The sequence below is a fragment of the Kitasatospora sp. NPDC022785 genome, from assembly GCF_055561295.1.
In genome coordinates, this window is the sequence record NZ_JBVHHB010000006.1 from 330,421 (window position 1) to 350,764 (window position 20,344).

Below are 20,344 nucleotides of genomic sequence, written 5' to 3' on the forward strand. Positions count from 1 at the left end.
CCGGCCTGGGCGTGAGCTCCGACTCGACGACAGTGGTCACGGCAACTCCTACGGGGTGGCGGACTCTACGGGGTTGATCGGGAGGCGGACCTGGAAGCGGGTGTCGCCCGGGGCCGACTCGAGTCGCAGGTCGCCGCCGTGCCGGTTCACGATGATGCGCCAGGAGATGTCCAGGCCGAGACCGGTACCTTCGCCGGCAGGTTTGGTGCTGAAGAACGGGTCGAAGACCCGACTCCGTACGTCGGCGGGCACACCGGGACCGGTGTCGCGGACCTCGACCAGCACCTGGTTCCCGTCCTGTGCGGTGCGAACGGTGAGGGTGCCGCCGGCGCCGGTGCTGCGGATGGCCCAGGCGGCGTTGTCGATCAGGTTCGTCCAGACCTGGTTCAGCTCGGCGGGGTAGCCGGGGATGCTGGGCAACGTGCGGTCGTAGTCGCGCACGACGGTGATGCTCGGGCCGATCTTCGCGGAGAGCAGCAGCAGCGTACTGTCCAGCAGCTCGTTCACATCGGCCTTCTGGTACGGGGCCCGGTCGAGCTGCGTGTATTGCTTCGCCGCACCGACGAGTGCGGAGACGCGGTGCGCGGCGTCCTCGATCTCGTCGAGCAGGAGCTCGGCCTCCACCGTGCAGCTCAGCCAGCTCAGTGCTCTACCGAGCAGGTCTTCGGGCAGAGCTCCGGCGATCCGGTCCAGCCAGTCGATGCCCAGACCCGCCTCGACGAGGACCGGCGCCAGCTCCCAACCGTCGGCGACGCCGTGCGCCTCCAGCCAGTCGCCGATCTCGTCCTCGCGGTCCGAGGCCTCCAGTGGGTCGAGCGCTGTGGCCTGCCCCATCTGGCCGATCGTCATGTCCTGCAGTTCCCTCAGGTGCGCGAGGTCCCCGCCTCGGCGTGGGTCGGCCGCGAGCTCCGCGAATTCGCGGCGTACCCGGGCGATGCGCTCCCGCAGGGCCGAGGTGGCGCGTACGGCGGCAGCCGCGGGGTTGTTGAGCTCGTGGGTGAGCCCGGCTGTGACCGACCCGAGGGCGAGCAACCTCTCCCTCTGGCCGACCGCCTCCTGGGTGCTCTTGAATCCGAAGAACAGACCCTCCAGCAGGTGGACGGCCATCGGGAACCAGCTGCGCATGATCTCCGCGAAAGCTTCCGCGGGCAGCACGAAGAACCTGGACCGCTCGGTCGCCCGGAGCGAGTTGTTGTACACCTGCGGCACCTGGTCGCCGAGGTAGGCCTGGAATGCCCCGGCGTACACGCCGGGCGCGGATGTCCGGCTGACGTCCACCTCCTGACCGCCGACGCTGCGCGAGAGGACCACGGTCCCATGGAACAGCACGAACAGGCCCGCCGCGGGATCGCCCTCCCGGTACACCGGGCCCGGGTCGAACCATTCGACGTGGCCGTCCCGGCACAGCCGGGTGAGCTGGTCGGGGGCCAGCTTCTCGAACAGGAACAGCGTCCGAAGCTCCTGCTCGTCGCACTTCTCCTGCGCGGAGGTCATGACTGCTCCAGGTACCGGTGCGCGAGCATGACGGCCATGGCGCCCTCGCCGACCGCGGAGGCGACCCGCTTGGCGGACTCCGCGCGCACATCTCCGGCTGCGAAGACCCCTGGCACGTTGGTCTCGAGGTGGTAGGGGGGCCGATCCAGCGGCCAGCCGGCAGGGGCGCGCCCGTCGGTGGTCAGATCGGGGCCGGTCAGCACGAAGCCTCGCGAGTCCCTGAGTACCGTGCCGTCCAGCCAGTCGGTCAGCGGTGCCGCGCCGATGAAGACGTACATCCACTGCGCGTCAACGGTCTCGGACCTACCGGTGACACGGTTGCGCAGGGTCAGCCCTTCCAGGTGATCCGCGCCCTCGGCGGCCTCGACGACCGTGTCCGTGAGCACCGTGATGGTCGAGGCGTCCTCGACCCGCTGGAGCAGGTAGTAGGACATCGACGAGGCCAGCTCCGGCGCCCGCACCAGCAGGGTGACCTTCCGGGCGCTGCGGGAGAGGAACATCGCGGCCTGGCCGGCGGAGTTCGCACCGCCGACGATGTACACCTCCTGCCCTTGGCAGGCGGCCGCCTCGGTCAGGGCCGAGCCGTAGTAGACCCCGCGCCCGGTCAGTCCGGCCGCCCCCGGCACATCCAGTTGCCGGTAGGACACACCGGTCGCGAGGATCACGGTGTGTGCTGAGACGGCGGAGCCGTCGGAGAAACGCAGCGTGCGTGCCGCCCCCTTCACTTCCAAGCCGGTGACCGTGCACGCCGTGAGCAGCTCCGCGCCGAATTTCGTGGCTTGGCGGCGTGCCCGGTCGGTGAGCTGCGCTCCGGAGACGCCGTCGGGGAAGCCCAGGTAGTTCTCGATGCGGGAGCTCTGGCCCGCCTGTCCACCGGTTGCCTCGCGTTCCACGAGGACGGTGCGCAGACCCTCCGAGGCCCCGTAGACGGCCGCGGCGAGGCCGGCGGGGCCGCCGCCGACGATGACCAGGTCGTAGAAGTCGGCCGCGGGGGTGGTCGACAGCCCTACGTGGGCGGCCAGGTCCCGCTCGGCAGGCTCGACGAGGGCAGTGCCGTCCGGGGTCACGACCAAGGGCAGTCGCAGACCGTCCTGCCCTGCGGCGACCAACAGACGTCCGCCCTCTGGTTCCTCGCTGGAGTACCAGCGGTACGGCACCTGGTTGCGGGCGAGGAACTCCCGGATCTGGGAGGAACGGGCCGACCAGCGGTGGCCGACGACCTTGGTGACGTCCACGGCGCGGCCGTCGCCGGCCCGCCACGTCTCCAGCAGGTCGTCCACCACCGGGTACAGCTTCTCCTCGGGCGGCTCCCACGGCTTGAGCAGGTAGTGGTCGAGGTCGACGAGGTTGATGGCGTCGATCGCAGCGTTGGTGTCGGCGTAGGCGGTGAGCAGTACCCGTCGGGCTGCCGGGAACAGATCGAGCGCCGCTTCGAGGAATTCGATGCCGTTCATCTGCGGCATCCGGTAATCGGCCAGGATCACCGCGACCGGCACGCCCCGCAGCTTCAGCACGCGCAGCGCCTCGAGCGCCGAAGCGCCGGACTCGGCGCGGACCACCCGGTAATCCTCCCCGTAGTGGCGGCGCAGGTCACGGGCGACGGCCCGGGATACCGCAGGATCGTCGTCCACGGTCAAAATCACGGTCCGCACCTCATCGGTGGCCTCTGCCATGGTTCACCACCCAGGACTGTCGCAGGGCCGGAGGGGGAGCACCCCTTCCAGTCTGATCGCTGGTACGCGGTGCGGCCCGCCGCCGCGGCACTCACGGTGCGGAGCGGACTCGACTCGGGCAATGCGACGGGCCGCGTGCGTTCAGCCGAACGGTGACCACGTTCGTCCGCTTGCATGCGCGGCATCGCTCACCTCACGGGGGGCCGATCGGGAGCAGGTCGGCCCCGATAGCAGCCCTGGTCGTCGAGTTGGCGACCGTGAGGAGCAGGAGTGTGGCCAGGAGGACGCCCACCGGGCCGAAGTGGCCAAGCAGCTTCGCGGCGAACGCCGCGGCACCCACCAGGAGGGTCAGCGCAAGTGCCAGGGGCAGCGTGGGGGGCGGGCACCGCCCCCCCGACAGGCCCGGCCAGCGTTACGGCCACCGTGCCGGCAGCGACGGCGAAGCCGGCTATCAGGGCGAAGCGGTGCCGCAGGGCAGAAGCTGGGCTGTTGCCGACCGAGAGCCACGGGAGCCTGGGGGCTTGCCTGAGCTGTCCAGCGGGCCTGCGCGGAGAGACGATGAAGGGCAGCGAGACGGAAGGCGAGGTCGAGCGGCGGGGCTGGATCGGACGAGGCCGCCGGTATGGGTGGCGGGCGGAAGGAAGGCCTGGAATGAGCGCCTCCGATGCGGGCCGGCCCGTGGCGGGCAGGGTGCGGGCTGCCGCGTCCGAGCCCGGTGGCCTGCTGGACCTGTTGGGTGTGGCCGCAGCGGTGTTGGACGCGGATGGGCGGGTTGCCCTGTGGAGCCCGCAGGCTCAGGATCTCTTCGGCTGGAGCGCCGAGGAGGTGCTTGGCCGGTACGCGGCCGAGCTACTGGTCGCCGAGGAGAACCGGGGTCTGATCCTCGAGCTGTTCGCCGAGGTGATGGGTGGCGGCGGGCACTGGGCGGGAGTGTTCCCGGTGCGGCACAAGGACGGCAGCACCCGGCTGGTGGAGTTCCGCAACATGCGGTTGCAGGACGAGCGCGGCCGCCTCTATGCCTTGGGGATCGCCACCGACGAGGCCACGCTACGTGGCGTCGAGCGCGATCTGGCCCTGTCGGCGCGGATGGTGGCCCAGTCCCCGATCGGGCTGGCGGTGCTGGACACCGACCTGAGGTACGTCCTGGTCAACCCGACGCTGGAGCGCATCAACGGCCTGCCGGCCGAGCAGCACCTCGGTCGCGATGTCCGCGACGCGCTGCCGTTCCTCGACACCGGGGTCGTCGAGTCCGCCATGCGCCAGGTACTGGCGAGCGGCAAGCCGCTGGTGGACCAGTTCACGGTCGGCCGCACCCGCGCCGATCCGGACAGCGACCACGCCTGGCGAGCGTCGTACTTCCGGCTGGAGGACTCAGCCGGGCGGGTGCTCGGCCTGGCCGTCTCGGTGGTGGACGTCACCGAGCAGCACCGCGCGGCCGCCGAGGCCGCCCGCGCCCGACAGCGACTGGCACTGGTCGCCCAGGCGTCCATGAGGATCGGCACCACCCTCGACCTCGGCCGGACCGCCCAGGAACTGGCCGACTTCGTCATCCCCGACCTCGCCGACGTCGCCGCGGTCGACGTTCTCGACTCGGTCCTGAGCGGACGCCCGCCCACACACGGGCCGGTCGCGGGGCCGGTGACCCTGCGGGCCCTGGCCGTCGCGGCGGCCTACCCCGCCGACGCCTTGCGCGCCGCCGACCCGGTCGGGGAGATCGCCAAGTACGACGCCGACCGCCTGGTCACCCGATGCGTGACCACCGGCCGTCCGGTGCTCGTGGCCCACGTGACGAGCGAGGACCTGCCGGGCATCGCCCGAGACGGCGAGGCCGCGGCCGTGCTGGCCCGAGCAGGCCTGCGCTCCTACCTGGCGGTGCCGCTGATCGCCCGCGGAGAGGTGCTCGGCGCCCTGGACCTCAAGCGCGTGCGCGATCCGCTGCCCTTCGGCGAGGACGACATCGTGCTGGCCGAGGAGCTTGCCGCCCGCGCCGCCGTGTGCATCGACAACGCCCGCTGGTACCAGAGCCAACGCAACACGGCCCTGACCCTGCAGCGCCACCTGCTGCCGCACGTGCCCACACGGCCCGTCGGTCTCCAGGTCGCCTCCCGCTACCAGCCCGCGGGACGCGCCGCGCTGGCCGGCGGCGACTGGTTCGACGCCATCACATTGGCCGGCGACAAGACCGCCCTGGTCGTCGGCGACGTCATGGGCCATGACATCAACGCCGCCGCCAGGATGGGCCAGCTGCGCACCGCCACCCGCACCCTGGCCGATCTCGACCTCGACCCCGCTCAGGTGCTGCACCACCTCGACCGCATCACCGCCGAACTCGACGAGACCATCGCCACCTGCGTCTATGCCGTCCACGACCCGCACGGCAGACGGTGCCGCATCGCGCTGGCCGGCCATCCGCCCCCCGTACTGGACCGCCCCGGTCGGGCCCCGGTGCTGCTGGAGCTGCCCCCGGGCGCGCCGCTGGGCGTCGGAGGCGTCCCTTTCGAGTCCACCCGCGTGGAGCTGGCGCCCGGTGACCGGCTGCTCCTGTACACCGACGGCCTGGTGGAGACCCGTGACCAGGCCATCGACACCCGCCTCGATGCCCTCATGAGCCTGCTCCGCGGACCCAGGCTCCCGCTGGAAGCAACCTGCGACCGTCTGCTGACCGCCCTGCGGCGGGCAGACGACGACGATGACGACGTGGCCCTGCTCATCGCCGAGGTCCACGCGGCGCCGGGTCCAGGCGGACACGCGGCGTGAGGGATGCGAACGCCTGCGTGGTCCGGAGCTGAGTGGCACGATCAGGCTGCGCGCCTCCCTTGGAGGCTTCGCCACCCGGGCCGAGCCGTACTCCTGTGGAGCTTTCGGCACAGGCGCGCAGCCGTGAACGGCCGAACCGGTGCGTCCACAGCCCGCTGCCCGCCGTGCGCGATCGAGCCGAAGCTGATGTGCTGGGCGCGGGAATGCCTTCTGCGGGGGATGCGGTAGCACTACCTGATCGTGCCAGTGCTTGGGAGAGATCCGGATGAGTACCTATCGAGTCGCACAAGTCCCGGCCGCCGGCGGTCGCTTCGAGATCGTCGAGCGTGACGTACCCCGGCCGGGCCCGGGCCACGTACGGGTGGCGGTGGAGGCGTGCGGGATCTGCCACAGCGACACCGCCTTCGTGGACGCCCTCCTCCCGGGCGTTCGGTTCCCGCTGGTGCCGGGCCACGAGATCGCGGGGCGCATCGAGGCGGTGGGCGAGAGCGTCCACTCCGGTTGGCAGGTGGGCGACCGGGTCGCGGTCGGCTGGTTCGGCGGCAGCTGCGGTCACTGCCGGCGCTGTCGACAGGGCGACTTCATCGTCTGCGAGGCCCTGAAGGTGCCCGGCTGGGCCTACGACGGGGGGTACGCCGACGCGGTGATCGCACCGGTGGACGCCCTGGCCCGGATTCCCGACGGGCTGTCGCCGGCCGAGGCGGCCCCGCTGGGCTGCGCGGGCGTCACGACGTTCAACGGACTGCGGCGCAGCTCCGCCAAGCCGGGCGATCTGGTCGCGGTGCTGGGCATCGGCGGTCTCGGCCACCTGGCCGTGCAGTACGCGGTCGCCATGGGCTTCGAGACCGTGGCCATCGCCCGCGGGGCCGCCAAGGCGGACTTCGCCAAGGAGCTCGGCGCGCACCACTACGTCGACAGCACGGCGGGCGCCGGCGTCGGGGAGGCGTTGCAGTCGCTCGGCGGAGCACAGGTGGTCCTGGGAACGGCGGCGAATTCCGAGGCCATCGCGGCGACCGTGGACGGTCTGGCCACCCGGGGCGAGCTGGTGGTGATCGGCGCGGACGCCGCACCACTGGGTATCAGCCCGAACCAGCTGCTCATGAGCGGCAAGATCATCCGCGGCCACCCCTCGGGAACCGCACAGGACGTGCAGGACACCATGGAGTTCAGCCTGCTCCATGGCATCCGCCCGATGGTCGAGACGGTACCGCTCGACGGGATCACCGCGGCCTACGACCGAATGCTCGCCGGCGCCGCCCGCTTCCGGATGGTCGTCACCACCGGCTGACCCGCGCACCTGCGTGCCACGGCCCCACCGGGTTCGCCCGGTGGGGCCGTGGCACGCGGCAGGAGGCCCGGTCAGCGCTTCTCCTCCGGGCGGTCCGCCTCCTCCCAGCGGGTGTGGAAGACCCCGTCGCGGTCGACCCGCCGGTAGGTGTGCGCGCCGAAGAAGTCCCGCTGCCCCTGGATCAGGGCGGCCGGCAGCCGCTCCGCCCGCAGGCTGTCGTAGTACGCGAGCGCGGTCGCGAAGCCCGGTGCCGGCACTCCCAGCTGCGCCGCCGTCGAGACCACCCGCCGCCAGGCCGACTGCGCCGACCCGAGCGCCTCCCTGAAGTGGGCGTCGGTCAGCAGGGTGGGCAGCTCCCGGTCCTCGTCGTACGCGGCCTTGATCCGGTTGAGGAACCGGGCCCTGATGATGCACCCGCCGCGCCAGATGGCGGCCATCGCGCCGGGGTCGATCTGCCAGGAGTACTCGGCGCTGCCCGCCTGGATCTGGTTGAAGCCCTGGGCGTAGGCGACCATCTTGGAGGCGTAAAGGGCCTGCTCGACGTCCTCGGCGAAGCGGTCGGAGGCCGCGCTGTCGAGCCAGGTCTCGGTCGGTCCCGGCAGGCCGCGGCCCGCCTCGCGCAGGGGCACGCTGCCGGACAGCGAGCGGGCGAAGACCGCCTCCGCGATGCCGCCGACGGGGACACCGAGCTCCAGCGCGGTCTGGACCGTCCAGCGTCCGGTGCCCTTCTGCTCGGCCCGGTCCAGCACGGCGTCGACGAAGGGCCGCCCGGTCTCCGGGTCGGCGTGGGCGAGGATGTCCGCGGTGATCTCGATCAGGTAGGACTCCAGCCGCCCGCCGTTCCAGGTGCGGAACACCTCGGCGATCTGGGCCGGCTGCATGCCCGCGGCGTGGCGCAGCAGGTCGTACGCCTCGGCGATCAGCTGCATGTCCGCGTACTCGATGCCGTTGTGGACCATCTTGACGAAGTGGCCGGCACCGTCCGGTCCGACGTGCGTGCAGCAGGGCCTGCCGTCGACCTGGGCCGCGATGTTCTCCAACAGCGGCCCCAGCAACCGGTACGCCTCCGCCGTGCCGCCCGGCATGATGCTGGGCCCCTCCAGTGCGCCCTGCTCACCGCCGGAGATGCCGCTGCCGACGAAGTGCAGCCCGCGCTCGCGCAGGACGGACTCCCGCCGTCGGGTGTCGAGGAAATGGGCGTTCCCACCGTCCACCAGCACGTCGCCCACGTCGAGCAGCGGGACGAGCTCGTCGATGACGGCGTCGGTCGGATCACCCGCCTTGACCATGATGACGATCATGCGTGGGCGTTCGATCGCCGCGACGAAAGCCTCCGGCGACGCTGCCGGGACGAACTCGCCTTCGTGGCCGAACTCCTCCAGCAGGGCGTCGGTCCTGGCCTGCGTGCGGTTGTGCACGGCGACCCGGTAGCCGTGGCGGGCGAAGTTCCTGGCCAGGTTGCGGCCCATCACGGCCAGTCCGGTGACGCCGATCCGGGCCTTCGGCTGCTCGGTCATGAGGCTCTCCTACTCGGCGGACAGCGAGAGGACCTCGTCCTCGGGGACCTCCAGGTACGTCTCCCCCTCGACCTCGATCTCCGAGCCGGAGAACGTGGCGAAGACGATCCGGTCGCCGACCTTGACGTCCACCGGGTGCGGCTTGCCGCTCTCCAGGGGCCGGCCGGGTCCCACCGCCACCACCTCGCCCTGACGGGTGTCGGCGTCCGCGGCGGGTTCCCCGATCGGCCTGACGACCAGACGATCGTGCTCCGGGTGGAAGTCGGGCATGGGGTGCTCCTCTGAACTGGGCGGTACGGATGCAAGCAGGGGGACCGGCGGTACCGGGGCGACGGAGGCGCGGACGAAGCGGTCCACATTCCGATTCTGCCGGGGTTCCCGGATCCTGCACGGTATGACCACAGGCCTTCGGCCTCATGGAGTCGGGGCCACCCGGCTGCCCGCCGCGCCTCGCCCGCCGAAGTGCGGCTCCGCGGGATCGTGCGGTGGCGCGCCCGGGCCCGACGCTCCACCGCCCCCGGCCTCACCCGAACAGCGGAGCGACTCGGCGCCGGGGGAGCTGCTGCTCAGCGGGGCTGGAGCCGGGTGCGCAGGACGAAGGACTCGTTGGCTTCCGGGCCGGCCGGTGCGTAGCACCGCCGCAACACCGGAACGGCCCGGGCCGCAGCCCGGTTCTCCTCGGCCCGGTCGGCGAGGAAGACATCGACTGCGGCGAGACGACGACGGCGTCCCAGCGCGGGGTCACCGGTCGCCGCCCAGCTACGGGGTCTCGGCTCAGCTGCCGTAGCCGGGCGCGGTGGCGCCCGGCGGGGTGCCGTGGAAGGTGCGCCATATCAGCCCCTGGTCGTGGGCGCGGGCCGAGGAGGGCGGTTCGCCGGGCCAGGCTCCCACGTACCAGAGGTGGATGAGCCCGTGTTCGTCCCGGGCGCGGCGGGCCAGCACGGTGCGGTGGTGTTCGTGGGCCATGCCGGTGGCGCGCAGCTCGGTCTCGTCGAAGCCGGTCAGCTCGGCGGAGATCCGCAGGAAGGCGGCGAAGTCGGCGAGGTCGTCGTGGTCTGCCTCGTAGTCGGCGAAGTCACCGTCGAGGTGGTCCTGGTGGGCGTCGTACGCGTCGTCGCGGTCGTTGCGGCCGCCATGACGGCGGCCGTCGTGGCTGTGGTCGTCGTGGCTGTGGCCGTCGCGGTCAGGGCCGTTGTCGTGGTGGCCGTTGTCGTGGTCGTCGTCGTGGTCGTTGGCTGGCAACCGGGCACCCCCGCACGTGAGCGCTGCATGGCCGAGGCATGACACATCGGCGGCAGGGACGGCCGCCTTCGGATGATCCTGCCCCCCGGGGTCCCGCCGGAAGGCGCAATGCCCGAAACTGCTCTCCCCTGAGCGCTCTCCGACCGTCCGATGACCTTGTGCGATCACTCCGGAGGCCGGACCTGCCCGCCTCGGTAGCGTCCTCCGATCCCCCGGCCGGCGCAGCGCAACGCGCGGGGAGGGCGGTCGGCTGCGATCTTCGGAGCACACGGCGGGTTCACCGTCGTCCGCCTGGCGTCGAGACCTGGAGGCCCGGATGCGGCAGGCTCCCCCCACCCCCTCACCGTCCACGAACGAGTGGCTGCCGGTGCTGGACATGCCCGCGCCGGGGCCTCAGAACCGGCTCACCGTGCTGGTGCGCCTCATCCTGCTGATCCCCCAGTTCGTGGTGGTCTGGGTGCTGTCGGTGGTGGCGTTCTTCGTCGCGGTGATCGGCTGGTTCGGCGCGCTGGTGCTGGGCCGGCTGCCGGTCTTCGCCGCCGACTACCTGTCCGGCTACGTGCCGTACGAGACACGGGTCAACGCCTACCTGCTGCTGACCCACGACCGCTATCCGCCGTTCGCGTTCCGCACCCCCGACCACCCCGTCCAGGTCGAGTTGCGGCTCGGTGAGCTCAACCGGCTCGCGGTCTTCTTCCGGATCGTGCTGGCCATCCCCGCGATGATCATCCAGAGCGTGATCTATACCGGGTGGTGGACGGTCGCGCTCATCAGCTGGGTGGTGGTGCTGGTCCTCGGCCGGATGCCCCAGGCTCTGTTCGAGGCGACGGCGGCGATCCTGCGCTACCGGATGCGGTACATGGCGTACCTTCTGATGCTCACGTCCGCCTACCCGAAGTACCTGTTCGGCGACGAGCCGGGCTCGGTGCCCGGCGGCCCGGTCTCGGCGACCCGCCCTCTGGTGCTGGGCGGCGGCGGGCGAGGGCTGCTGATCGCGTTCATCGTGCTCGGGGTGCTCTCCTGGGGCGCCGGCTCGATCACCACGACGCTCACCTCGGATGACGACGACACCAAGCACGTCACCGGGCCCCTGCTGCCCGGCCCGCTCGCCCGCTGACGCGAGTGCCCGCGCGCCCCCGGGACCGGGTCCCGGGGGCTTCGTCATGCGCCGGGGCACCAAGGGCCGGCCCGGGGCACGAACGGCCGCGCCGACTCCGGATCTTCCCGCTCGGCGCCGAGGAGCGCGGGGGCCTACGGTCCCGCGACCCAGGTCGGCAGGGTCGGAAGGACCTGCTCGGCGATCCGGAACAGGGCCGTCTCGTCCGGGGGCGTGCTGTCCTGGCGCCAGATGGCGAGTTCGAAGGACCCACCGCCGGACGTGGGGGCCTTGGCGACGACGAGGTGGCGGGCGATGCCGCCGGGCCCCGTGCTGGACTTGCCGTTGAAATTGAGGGTGATCGCCATCGTGTGGTCCGCGTAGGTCGCCGAGGGGTGGCCGAGGACGGAGGTCGCCAGGGCCGGCGGGCTCGTGAAGGCTGCGATGTCCTTGACCGAGAGGTCCTGGTTGTCCGTGATGCGCACGTAGACGGAGCCGAGCTGCACCTGCGCCGATGCGTCGGACTTCTTCGTCCCGTCCGGGAAGCTGAACGGTCCGCCGCCGGACTGCGCGACCGAGACGCGCTGGGTCGGCGTGCCGAGCAGCGTCGGCAGATCGGGGCGGTTGAGCGCGGCACAGAGCGCCGGATACTCGGGCGCGTCCGTCGGCCGGGGTGCGTTGCACGTGGCCGGCTTGTCGCTGTGCGGCGTGGCGTCGCCGAGGACTCCCAGCCCCCACAGGCCGCCGAGGGTTCCCCCGATCAGCAGCAGTGCCGTCACCACCTGGGCGGCCGCGCCCTTCGTGTCCTTGTCGGCCACCACGGAACCGTCGGTCATCTGCTCGTCCCCACCCCGTCCCCCAGCAACGCACGCCCAGATGGGCTGCGTGATCTTAGCCGATGGGCGGTCTGGCGGTCGTGGCGTGGCCACCCCTGCGCAGCGACCCGCTCGGCCGACCCACCAAGCCGACCCGCTCAGCCGCGCCGCTCGGCCGACCGCTCAGCCGACCGTGCCGAGGTAGGCCGAGGTCAGCTCGGGGGTGGCGAGCCAGGCGGCGTAGTCGCTCGGCTCGGCGTAGGTGTTGGCGAGGCGGCGGGCGACGGTCTCGTGCTGGGCGGCGGCGGCGAAGACGGTCTGCAGGTGCTCCGGCACGGCGAGCATCGTGGCGGTGAAGTCGACGGTGTGGCGGGCGTGTTGCTGCCAGAACCGCTCGAAGGTGTCGCTCATCCAGGCGGGCGTGAACGGGGCCTCGCCGTGTGCCGTGATCGCCCGCAGGTAGGCGTCGGCGGCCCGGGCGGCGCTGTTCGCGCCCTGGCCGGTGATCGGGTCGTTCACCACCAGCGCGTCGCCGATGCCGAGGACGTGGACCTCCTCGGCGCCGCCGCCGAGCCGGGCAACGGGCCGGCGGACGGTCGGTGTCACCGCGCCGAAGAGCCCGGCACCCGCGTCGGTCGGCTCGGCGCCGGTCCACAGCTCCGCCTCCCACGGGAGGTGGGCACGCAGGAGGCCGCGGATGCGCTCCAGTTGCTCGGCGGGGCCGGGGCGATCGGTGAAGCCGTCCAGCGGGCCGCCGGGCAGCGCCTCCCAGAGCAGGATCTCGCACGGGCCCGAGAGGGTCAGCGCCGGCTGCAGGTACAGCTCGCCCGCGCCAGGGAGGGCGTGCATCCGCGCCCGCGGTTCAGACGCCGGGTCGGGCGAACCGACACCGTGCACGTACAGGCAGGACAGCGACCGCTGCGGTGTGTCGTGGCGCGAGCGGGCGGCATCCCGCTCGAAGAGGGCGGCGAGCGGGCCCCGCCCGGCCGCCACCACCGTCAACTCGTGCCGCTCGGAGAGTTGTTGCAGGCCGGCGACGTCCAGCGAGCGGTATTCCACCCGGCCGCCGCGCTCCGTGAACTGCTCCAGCCAGTGCGCCAGCTTCAGTCGCTGGTCCACCGACTGGGCCGGCTCGTCCAGCGTCATCGTGAAGTCGAGGGCCCGGACGCCGGGCGGCACCGCGAGCACCGAGGCGACCGACCTGACCGCCGGCGCCTCCCCGGCCCAGTGGTCCAGCCCGGCCGACCGTTCGATCCGCAGCGCCGGGCCGAACATCGCCTGCGTCGACAACACCGGGCCGCCACGCAGCTGGTCCGGCGTCCGCTCGGCCACCACCGTCACCCGGTACCCGGCGGCGAGCAGTCCGAGCCCGAGCTGCAGACCCGCCTGGCCCGCTCCCACAACGGCGATGCGACGCATGGCTTCCTCCCCGACGCGCGAGATCTGATGGTAGGTCGGCCCGGCCCGGCGGCAAAGGCGGCCGGTCCGGCAGCAACGGTGGCAAGGTCCGCCGCGGGACATCGGCTCAGCGTCGTCCCGTGCGGATCGCTCCCGCGCTCGCCGTGACCACCAGGGCGATCGCGGCGCACTGCGGCAACGACATCCCCTGGTCCAGCACCAGGTAGCCGGACAGCGCGGCCAGGGCCGGCGACAGGCTAGTCAGCACGGCGAACGTTGCCGCGGGCAGCCGTCGCAGGGCGAGCAGCTCCAGGGTGTAGGGCACGCCCGAGCTCATCACCGCGATCACCAGGCCGAGGCCGAGCAGCTGCGGCTCCAGCAGCGTCCGGCCCGCTGCCCCGATCCCGAGCGGCAGGCTGACCAGCGCGGCGACGGCCATCGCGATCGCCAGCCCGTCCAGCCGCGGGAAGCGTGCGCCCGCACGGGCGTTGAGCACGATGTACGCGGCCCACATCGCCCCGGCGCCCAGGGCGAAGGCCGGGCCCGCGAGGTCCAGCCCGCCGAAGCCGCCGCGGCCCAGCAGGCAGACCCCGGCCAACGCGAGGCCGGCCCAGAGCAGGCCGGCGGCGCTGCGCGAGACGGCCACCGAGAGCAGCAGCGGGCCGAGCACCTCGAAGCTGACCGCCGCGCCCAGCGGGATCCGGTCGATCGCCTGGTAGAAGAGGATGTTCATGCCGCCGAGCGCCAGGCCGAACCCGCCCGCCACCGCCCAGTCGGCGCGCGCATGGCCGCGCAGCCGGGGCCGGGCGACGACCAGCAACAGCAGGGCGGCGAAGGTCACCCGCAGCGCGACCGCGCCGAGCGCCCCGGCCAGGGGGAACAGCAGCGCGGCGAAGGCCGACCCGAACTGGACGGACACCGCCCCGGCCAGCATCAGACCGACGCCGCCGAGACTGCCGCGCCCCGCGGCGTGCCGAAGGACGGCGACGGGCGCGGCCGTCGACGCGGGGGAGGTCCGCGGCGCGGAGGAGGATCGCAGCGCGGAGGAGGATCGCAGGGTGGAGGAGGTCCGCAGGGTGGAGGAGGTCATGCCCTTCACGCTAGGAATCCCGCCACGCCGTGTGAAATGCCGAATCCGCCGCGGTTATGCTCCTGACGCATGACCATCGAGCTGCGGCACCTGCGCGCCTTCCTGGCCATCGCCGAGGAGGGCAACGTCACCCGCGCCGCCGCCCGCCTCCACCTGAGCCAGCCCGCACTCTCCCGCACACTGCGCCAACTGGAGGAGCACCTGGGCGCCCGCCTCGTCGACCGCTCCACCCACCACCTGGGGCTGACCGCCGAGGGCCACACCTTCCGCGACAAGGCCCGTGCCGCCGTCGCCGCCGTCGAGACCGCCCTCGACCCCGGCGGCCTGAGGAGTTGGCCGCTGCGCCTGGGCCACACCTGGGCGGCGCTCGGCGTCCACACCGTCCCGTTGCTGCGCCGCTGGGACGAGACGCACCCCGCCGTACCTCTGGAGCTGCTCCGCATCGACGACCGCACGGCCGGCCTCACCCAGGGCAGGGTCGACGCGGCCCTGCTGCGCGGGGCCGTCACCTCGGCCGGGCTCCGCACCGAACTGCTGCTCACGGAGGAGCGCGTGGTGGTCATGCCGGCCGACAGCCCGCTGGCCGCTCTCCCCCGGATCACCCTGGCGGACCTCGCGGCCCACCCCGTCGCCCTCAACACCGTCTCCGGCACCACGACGACGGACCTCTGGCCGCCGACGGCCCGGCCCGTCGCGACCATCGAGGTGGCCAACACCGACGAGTGGCTCATCGCCATCGCCGCGGGCCGCGCCGTGGGGGTCTCCACCTCGGCCACCCCGGGCAACCACACACACCCGTCGCTGGTCTACCGCCCGCTCGCGGACGCACCGGCCGTTCCCGTCGTCCTCGCCTGGCGCGAGGGCCCGGGACACCCGGCCGTCGCGGACCTGGTGGCACTCGCCCACCGCGTCGTCGCAGCCGCCCAGACGCCGTCCGGCACAGCGTGAACTACCGCTCCGGCGCGAGGCGGGCGGGCGCCGGGATCGGTGGGCCGGCGGGGGCCGGGCCCAGGGTGGTGGTGCCCGGGGCCGCACGGTGGCCGAGGCCGGTCCGGTAGACGTCCAGGGCCTGTTCGATCCGGCCGGTGCGGCGCAGCAGGTCGCCGAGGAGGCGGCAGAGGTCCGCGAGGTCGCCCGCCGCTCCGGCGCGTTCCAGGACGGCGAGGGCGGTGACGTAGTGCTCCTCCGCGGCATCCGGTTCGTCCCGGTCCTCGGCGATGAGTCCGAGCAGGCGGTGCGCGCCGGCGGTGTGGACGGCCCCGCGTTCCGGGCCGATCCGGTCGAGGAGGCTGCGGAGCAGTTCCCCGGCCTGCTCGTGCCGGCCGCTACGGCGCAGGACGTCCGCGAGTTCGACGTCCACCTGGTGGATGAACAGCTCCGCGTGGCGGGCGGCCAGCATGGTGCGGGCGGCGCGCAGTTCGCGTTCCGCCGCCGGGAGGTCGCCGGCCTGGGCGTGGACGTAGCCGCGCATCCAGTGGCACTTGGCGAGGTCGGAGGTGAGGCGCAGCCGCTGGTAGAGCTCCTGGGCCTTGGCGAGGGAGGCTTCGGCCTCGGCGGCGCGGCCGTCGGCGATCAGGGTGCGGGCCACGTTGCGGTGCAGCCCGGCGACCAGTGCGGGGTCGGTGGCGCCGGGGGCGAGGGCGAGGGCGAGTTCGGCGGCCTGGGCGGCGCGGGCGTGCGCGCCCATGTCCATGTACGGCCCGATGGCGGCGGAGTACAGCAGGAGCAGCGCGTCGGGGTCGTGCAGTCCGCTCCGGTTGAGCTGGTCGATGGCCGTCTCCAGCAGGTAGCAGGCGTACCGCAGTTCGCCGGCCAGCAGGTGGGCCACGGCCCGGCCGCGGATCGCGGCGGCGCGGCGGGGCAGCGGTTCACCGGCCAGGAGGCGCTCCGCCTCCTCGAAGTGGTCCCGGGCCTCGTCGAGGCGCCCGGTCTCCAGCGCGCAGTCGCCGAGGCCGAGCAGGGCGGCGGGCCGGACGGCGCCGATGTCGTGCCGGGCGGCGCGGTCCAGGACGGCGGTGAAGCGCCGGGCCGCCTCGGTGGTGTCGCCGTCCGCCAGGGTGCTCTGGGCTTCCGTGAGCGCGAGTTTCAGTTCGGGCACCAGGTGGGCGGGCCGGCCGGTGGCGAGCTCGTCGAAGGTGACGCCGAGGCGTTCGGCGAGGTGGCGCAGGGCCGCCTCGGAGGGCTGGACCCGGCCGGCTTCGACGGTGGAGACGTAGGCGGCGGTGTAGGCCGGCTCGGCGAGCGCGCGCTGGGTCAGCCGCCTTTCGCGGCGCAGCCGTTGGATGCGCGGCCCGAGTCCGTCCGGTTCGCTCCCCGCGGTCATGGCCGCTCCCTTCCGTCGGATGCCCGCTGTTCCCGCCCGGCCCATTGTGGTGGACGCGAGGGTGTCCTAGATTAACTCATCAATTAAGTCTGATTAACCGTCGACTTACATTCCCTGCCCGCACCTTACGCCCCATCACCCCCGGAGGTCCCCCCGTGCGTCCCGGCAGACTCACCAGCACCGCCCTCACCGGTGTCATGACTCTGGCAGCCATCTGCTGCTGGTCCCTCCCCGCCCTGGCCGCGACGGCCGACGAGGCGTCCCCCACCCGCCCCGTCGCCCCAGGCACGGCACACCCGGGCGCCGGCCACCAGGTCGAGGTCTTCGCCGAGGACGGCCGCATCGGCCGCGCCCAGGTACCGGCCGCCTCCCCGTACACCGCCCCGCAGTCACTCGCCGGACCGGCCGCGGGCGACGGCACCGTCAGCCAGATCGTCCGCAACGGAGGCACCGACACCAAGCTCGACGTGGTGGTGGTCGGCGACGGCTACACGGCCGCCGAGCAGGAGAAGTTCCTCGCGGACGCCGCCGAGAAGTGGCGGGAGATCACCGCCGTCGAGCCCTACACGACCTACCGCGCGCTCTTCAACGTCTGGGCCGTGCAGGCGGTCTCCGCCGAATCGGGCGTCACCGGCGACCCGGACCGCGCCACCGTCCGGCAGACGGCCCTCGGCTCCTACTTCTGGTGCGACGGCGTCGAGCGGCTGCTCTGCGTCGACACCGATGCCGTCGACCGCTACGCCGCCAAGGCCCCGCAGGCGGATCTCGTCCTCGTCGTCGCCAACAGTGCCAAGTACGGCGGCGCCGGCTACAACGACGTCGTCTCCCCGCTCGGCTACTCCGGCATCGCCACCGTCGCCGGAGGAAACGAACGCTCCGGGCAGGTCGCCGTGCACGAGACCGGCCACTCCCTGGGCAAGCTGGCCGACGAGTACTCCTACGACGGCCAGGGCACCTACCAGGGCGAGGAGCCCGCCGAGTCCAACATCACCACGCTGACCGCCGATCAGCTGCGCCGCGACCGCGCCAAGTGGTACCGCTGGCTCGGCCAGGCCTCGCCCGACGGCGGCACCGTCGGCGCGTACGAGGGCGGCGGCTACTACCCCGCCGGCCTCTACCGGCCCACCGAGAACTCGATCATGCGATCGCTCGGCCGCGAGTTCAACCTCCCCGGCCGCGAAGCCATGATCGCCGGCTTCTACCGCTACGCCACCACCCTCTCCAGCCCCACCCCGGCCACCACCGTCCTCACCCCGGCCGACCGGCTCACCGTCGACCTCCCCGCCCCCGGCACCCGCCTGCGCTGGTACCTCGACGGCCGCGAGGTCACGGCTCTGCGCGACCGCGCGGCGATCGAGGTCTCGGACCTCCGCCTCACCGGCCCCAAGCGCCTGCACCACCGGCTCACCGCCGTCGCGACGGACCCGACCTCAGCCGTCGCCGACCCGCAGCTGCGGCGCTCGCTCACCGACGCGCTCTCCTGGGACGTCACGCGCTGACGCACCCCGGGCCCGGGCCGCGTGGCTCCCCCCGGGTGCCGCGGCAGCGGTCCCGGGGGGGAGGGGGGAGGGGCGCCGACGGCCGGTAGCCGGTAGCCGGTGGCCGGTGGCCGGCCGGCGGCAACCCCGTCCGGCAGGCCGTGGCAGAGTAGGTCCGGCGCGGTCCGGCGCGGTCCGGGGCAGAACGGTCGCGCCAGGCCAGGGGCGGTCCGAGGCGGCATCACGGGGGCGGACATGGCGGTCTGGTGGTCGAACGACGGGGCCGCGAGCTGGCGTGCCGCACAGGCGGTGACGCTGCTCGGATGGATGGCGTCCCTGATGCCGCCCCACCTGCGCAGCCCCGCGCTCACGGAACTCGGTGGCGCCGAGCGCATCGCCGCCGCGGCCGAGGAGCTGGCGGGCCCGTACGCCCGCCCGGCCCGTCGGGCGGCCGGGCCGCCCGCCGCCGACGCCGGCGATCCCGTCGACCGGCTGCGCGCGGCCCGCACGGTGCTCGCCTGCGACGCGGTGCTCGCCGCCGCACCGCCCGACTGGCCCGCCCTGGCCGCCGCGCACGACCGCCGGCCGTTCGGACGCGACCAGCGGCGGGCGCTGATCGCGCGTCCGGACTGCCCCGACCGGTTCACCGCAACCCTGCTCACCCCCTGGGACTCACGGGTGGCCAACCGGCTGGTGGCCCGTCAGCAAGAGCTGCCCGACTGGGCCTGGCGGCCCGGGCTGGCCCGGATCGGCGAACTGCGGCCGTCCCTGCTGCGCCACGTACTGACCGGGACCACCGCGGCCGAACTGCTCCACGGCACCCCGCGCCTCGACCTGCTGGTCCGGGTCGTCGACGGCTACGACCACAACCACCACCGGCAGGTGCACGGCTTCTGGGACGCCGTCGGCACCGCGCTGCGGGCGGGGATCGGCGCCGACCCGCAGCTCTGGCGCACCGCCGCGACCCGCCTGCCCGGCTACCGCGGCAGCCTGCGCGGTCTGCTCGCGAGCCTCGCCGGCCGGCAGGCACGGGCCGACGACTCCGGACTCCCCGACCTGCGGGTGCTGGTGCTGGCCCCGCCGGAGACCCTGGCCGCGCTGGTCGCGGAGCTCTCCGACGCCGAGCTGGCCCGGGCGGCCGAACACCCGCTGCGACGGCTCCGGGCCCGGGAGCACTTCGCCCGCACCGTCGTCGACCGGCTCCGGGAGGCGGGCGTCCCACCGAGGGCGCTGTTCGCCCGCTGGGCCTACGGCGCCCGCGGGCGCGCCCGCGGGACGCAGGCCTGGCTGCACGGGCTGGACGGGCTGCTCGACCGGTACCTCGACGGCGTGGCCCTGACCGACCTCGAACTACGGCGTCTGCTGGCGGACCGCCGGCCGCCGCGGCCGCCCGCCGAGGACCTGGTGACCGAGTTGCGGCGGTGCGACGGGCCCGTCGAGGCACAGACGGTGGTGGACAGCACGTGCGGCCCCACCGGCAGCCCGCAGTGGACCGAACTGGTCCGCGCCCACGAGGCGGTGCCCCTGCCCGAGCCGGTCCTGTGCGTGCTCGCGACCCGCGCCGGCTTCCCCGACGCCCTGGCCCACGCACTGCCGCCCGGCCGGCTGTTCGACCTGATCGGCCACGGACCGGCAACCGCCCGGGCGGCACTGGCGAGCCCGGCGGGCACCTCGCTCGCGCTCGACCGGATCGACACCGTCCGCAGGCTGCGCGTGCTCGACGACCGGGCGGCACTCGACGCCGTCCGGCCCGCCCGGGAGGCCCTCCACTACGGCTACCGCAGACGCCACCGGGCCGCACCCGTCAGCGACCCCTGGGTGGCGCTCTGCACCGCGCTTCTGGAGCAGGCCGCCACCGGAGCGGGCCCGGGATTCTGGCGCGAACTGGCCGATCGCCTGGCCGACTTCGACGGCTCCCTTCCCGAACTCCTCGCCGACACGCGCCGCCGGGCACCGTCCTGCAGGTCGCGGTCGGAGGTGGATCACCACCAGGACGGCGGGTGACCGGCCTCGGGGGACATCGGTACAGCGGTCGTCGGTGAGATCGATCATGGTCCGGGCGGTACGAGCGTGGTGACGCGGTTCTCGTACTCGCGGCGGGCCTCGCGCTGAGCCGGGACCGCCGGGGCGCCCTGGCTGCCGTCGAAAGGCCGGCAGAGGGTGAGGAGCCGGT

The 20,344-nt window shown here is 73.4% G+C and carries 15 protein-coding genes; 6 read left to right on the forward strand and 9 right to left on the reverse strand.

What is annotated here, in order from left to right; all coding sequences use genetic code 11:
• Positions 1 to 48: 48 nt before the first annotated feature.
• Positions 49 to 1,494, reverse strand: a complete 1,446-nt coding sequence (locus tag ACZ3YO_RS13230) for an ATP-binding protein (RefSeq protein ID WP_465568780.1) — start codon at positions 1,492 to 1,494, stop codon at positions 49 to 51.
• Positions 1,491 to 3,167, reverse strand: coding sequence for an NAD(P)/FAD-dependent oxidoreductase (locus ACZ3YO_RS13235; protein ID WP_465568782.1), 1,677 nt, complete (start codon positions 3,165 to 3,167; stop codon positions 1,491 to 1,493). Before ACZ3YO_RS13235 ends, ACZ3YO_RS13230 begins: the two co-directional genes overlap by 4 nt.
• 651 nt (positions 3,168 to 3,818) lie before the next feature.
• On the opposite strand from ACZ3YO_RS13235, the gene ACZ3YO_RS13240 reads away from it, so the two are divergent.
• Together ACZ3YO_RS13240 and ACZ3YO_RS13245 are read left to right on the forward strand one after the other, a co-directional pair.
• The gene (locus ACZ3YO_RS13240; RefSeq protein ID WP_465568783.1) at positions 3,819 to 5,924 is read left to right on the forward strand and encodes a SpoIIE family protein phosphatase; all 2,106 of its coding nucleotides are present in this window, start codon (positions 3,819 to 3,821) and stop codon (positions 5,922 to 5,924) included.
• Positions 5,925 to 6,189: 265 nt separating this feature from the next.
• Positions 6,190 to 7,212 carry an alcohol dehydrogenase gene (locus ACZ3YO_RS13245; protein ID WP_465568785.1) on the forward strand — a complete coding sequence of 341 codons (1,023 nt, stop codon included), beginning with the start codon at positions 6,190 to 6,192 and terminating at the stop codon, positions 7,210 to 7,212.
• Positions 7,213 to 7,283: 71 nt separating this feature from the next.
• Here the strand turns inward: ACZ3YO_RS13245 and gndA are convergent, their stop codons facing one another.
• The 3 genes from gndA to ACZ3YO_RS13260 form a co-directional block, all read right to left on the reverse strand.
• A complete protein-coding gene (gene gndA, locus ACZ3YO_RS13250) occupies positions 7,284 to 8,729 on the reverse strand; it encodes an NADP-dependent phosphogluconate dehydrogenase (RefSeq protein ID WP_465568787.1) in 1,446 nt (481 codons plus the stop codon).
• Positions 8,730 to 8,738: 9 nt separating this feature from the next.
• Positions 8,739 to 8,999 (reverse strand): co-chaperone GroES, encoded by a 261-nt coding sequence (locus ACZ3YO_RS13255; protein ID WP_396325870.1) that lies wholly within the window; start codon positions 8,997 to 8,999, stop codon positions 8,739 to 8,741.
• 504 nt (positions 9,000 to 9,503) lie between these two features.
• Entirely contained in the window at positions 9,504 to 9,971 is a 468-nt protein-coding gene (locus ACZ3YO_RS13260; protein ID WP_465568789.1) for a hypothetical protein, read from the reverse strand.
• A 316-nt stretch (positions 9,972 to 10,287) separates the two neighbouring features.
• Between ACZ3YO_RS13260 and ACZ3YO_RS13265 the strand changes: the two genes are divergently transcribed.
• Positions 10,288 to 11,088: a DUF4389 domain-containing protein gene (locus ACZ3YO_RS13265; RefSeq protein ID WP_465568791.1), complete on the forward strand. Its 801-nt coding sequence runs from the start codon at positions 10,288 to 10,290 to the stop codon at positions 11,086 to 11,088.
• Positions 11,089 to 11,222: 134 nt separating this feature from the next.
• On the opposite strand, the gene ACZ3YO_RS13270 is transcribed toward ACZ3YO_RS13265, so the two are convergent.
• The 3 genes from ACZ3YO_RS13270 to ACZ3YO_RS13280 form a co-directional block, all read right to left on the reverse strand.
• On the reverse strand, positions 11,223 to 11,903 hold the full coding sequence (locus ACZ3YO_RS13270; protein WP_465568793.1) for a DUF6215 domain-containing protein: 681 nt from the start codon (positions 11,901 to 11,903) through the stop codon (positions 11,223 to 11,225).
• A gap of 162 nt (positions 11,904 to 12,065) precedes the next feature.
• A complete protein-coding gene (locus ACZ3YO_RS13275; RefSeq protein WP_465568795.1) occupies positions 12,066 to 13,301 on the reverse strand; it encodes a styrene monooxygenase/indole monooxygenase family protein in 1,236 nt (411 codons plus the stop codon).
• Between the two features lie 106 nt (positions 13,302 to 13,407).
• The gene (locus tag ACZ3YO_RS13280; protein WP_465568796.1) at positions 13,408 to 14,370 is read right to left on the reverse strand and encodes an EamA family transporter; all 963 of its coding nucleotides are present in this window, start codon (positions 14,368 to 14,370) and stop codon (positions 13,408 to 13,410) included.
• A gap of 69 nt (positions 14,371 to 14,439) precedes the next feature.
• Between ACZ3YO_RS13280 and ACZ3YO_RS13285 the strand changes: the two genes are divergently transcribed.
• A complete protein-coding gene (locus ACZ3YO_RS13285) occupies positions 14,440 to 15,318 on the forward strand; it encodes a LysR family transcriptional regulator (RefSeq protein ID WP_465568798.1) in 879 nt (292 codons plus the stop codon).
• Between the two features lies 1 nt (position 15,319).
• On the opposite strand, the gene ACZ3YO_RS13290 is transcribed toward ACZ3YO_RS13285, so the two are convergent.
• Complete coding sequence (locus ACZ3YO_RS13290) at positions 15,320 to 16,693, reverse strand: tetratricopeptide repeat protein (protein WP_465568800.1); 1,374 nt, start codon at positions 16,691 to 16,693, stop codon at positions 15,320 to 15,322.
• A 197-nt stretch (positions 16,694 to 16,890) separates the two neighbouring features.
• On the opposite strand from ACZ3YO_RS13290, the gene ACZ3YO_RS13295 reads away from it, so the two are divergent.
• Positions 16,891 to 18,192 carry a M64 family metallopeptidase gene (locus ACZ3YO_RS13295; protein ID WP_465568802.1) on the forward strand — a complete coding sequence of 434 codons (1,302 nt, stop codon included), beginning with the start codon at positions 16,891 to 16,893 and terminating at the stop codon, positions 18,190 to 18,192.
• A gap of 234 nt (positions 18,193 to 18,426) precedes the next feature.
• Positions 18,427 to 20,175: a hypothetical protein gene (locus ACZ3YO_RS13300; RefSeq protein ID WP_465568804.1), complete on the forward strand. Its 1,749-nt coding sequence runs from the start codon at positions 18,427 to 18,429 to the stop codon at positions 20,173 to 20,175.
• Positions 20,176 to 20,344 lie beyond the last annotated feature (169 nt).

Bases quoted from the DNA above. Each gene is read 5' to 3' on its own strand.
- ACZ3YO_RS13230 (WP_465568780.1), bottom strand. From the start codon at position 1,494: ATGACCTCCGCGCAGGAGAAGTGCGACGAGCAGGAGCTTCGGACGCTG.
- ACZ3YO_RS13235 (WP_465568782.1), bottom strand. From the start codon at position 3,167: ATGGCAGAGGCCACCGATGAGGTGCGGACCGTGATTTTGACCGTGGAC.
- ACZ3YO_RS13240 (WP_465568783.1), top strand. From the start codon at position 3,819: ATGAGCGCCTCCGATGCGGGCCGGCCCGTGGCGGGCAGGGTGCGGGCT.
- ACZ3YO_RS13245 (WP_465568785.1), top strand. From the start codon at position 6,190: ATGAGTACCTATCGAGTCGCACAAGTCCCGGCCGCCGGCGGTCGCTTC.
- gndA (WP_465568787.1), bottom strand. From the start codon at position 8,729: ATGACCGAGCAGCCGAAGGCCCGGATCGGCGTCACCGGACTGGCCGTG.
- ACZ3YO_RS13255 (WP_396325870.1), bottom strand. From the start codon at position 8,999: ATGCCCGACTTCCACCCGGAGCACGATCGTCTGGTCGTCAGGCCGATC.
- ACZ3YO_RS13265 (WP_465568791.1), top strand. From the start codon at position 10,288: ATGCGGCAGGCTCCCCCCACCCCCTCACCGTCCACGAACGAGTGGCTG.
- ACZ3YO_RS13270 (WP_465568793.1), bottom strand. From the start codon at position 11,903: ATGACCGACGGTTCCGTGGTGGCCGACAAGGACACGAAGGGCGCGGCC.
- ACZ3YO_RS13275 (WP_465568795.1), bottom strand. From the start codon at position 13,301: ATGCGTCGCATCGCCGTTGTGGGAGCGGGCCAGGCGGGTCTGCAGCTC.
- ACZ3YO_RS13280 (WP_465568796.1), bottom strand. From the start codon at position 14,370: ATGACCTCCTCCACCCTGCGGACCTCCTCCACCCTGCGATCCTCCTCC.
- ACZ3YO_RS13285 (WP_465568798.1), top strand. From the start codon at position 14,440: ATGACCATCGAGCTGCGGCACCTGCGCGCCTTCCTGGCCATCGCCGAG.
- ACZ3YO_RS13290 (WP_465568800.1), bottom strand. From the start codon at position 16,693: ATGACCGCGGGGAGCGAACCGGACGGACTCGGGCCGCGCATCCAACGG.
- ACZ3YO_RS13295 (WP_465568802.1), top strand. From the start codon at position 16,891: ATGACTCTGGCAGCCATCTGCTGCTGGTCCCTCCCCGCCCTGGCCGCG.
- ACZ3YO_RS13300 (WP_465568804.1), top strand. From the start codon at position 18,427: ATGGCGGTCTGGTGGTCGAACGACGGGGCCGCGAGCTGGCGTGCCGCA.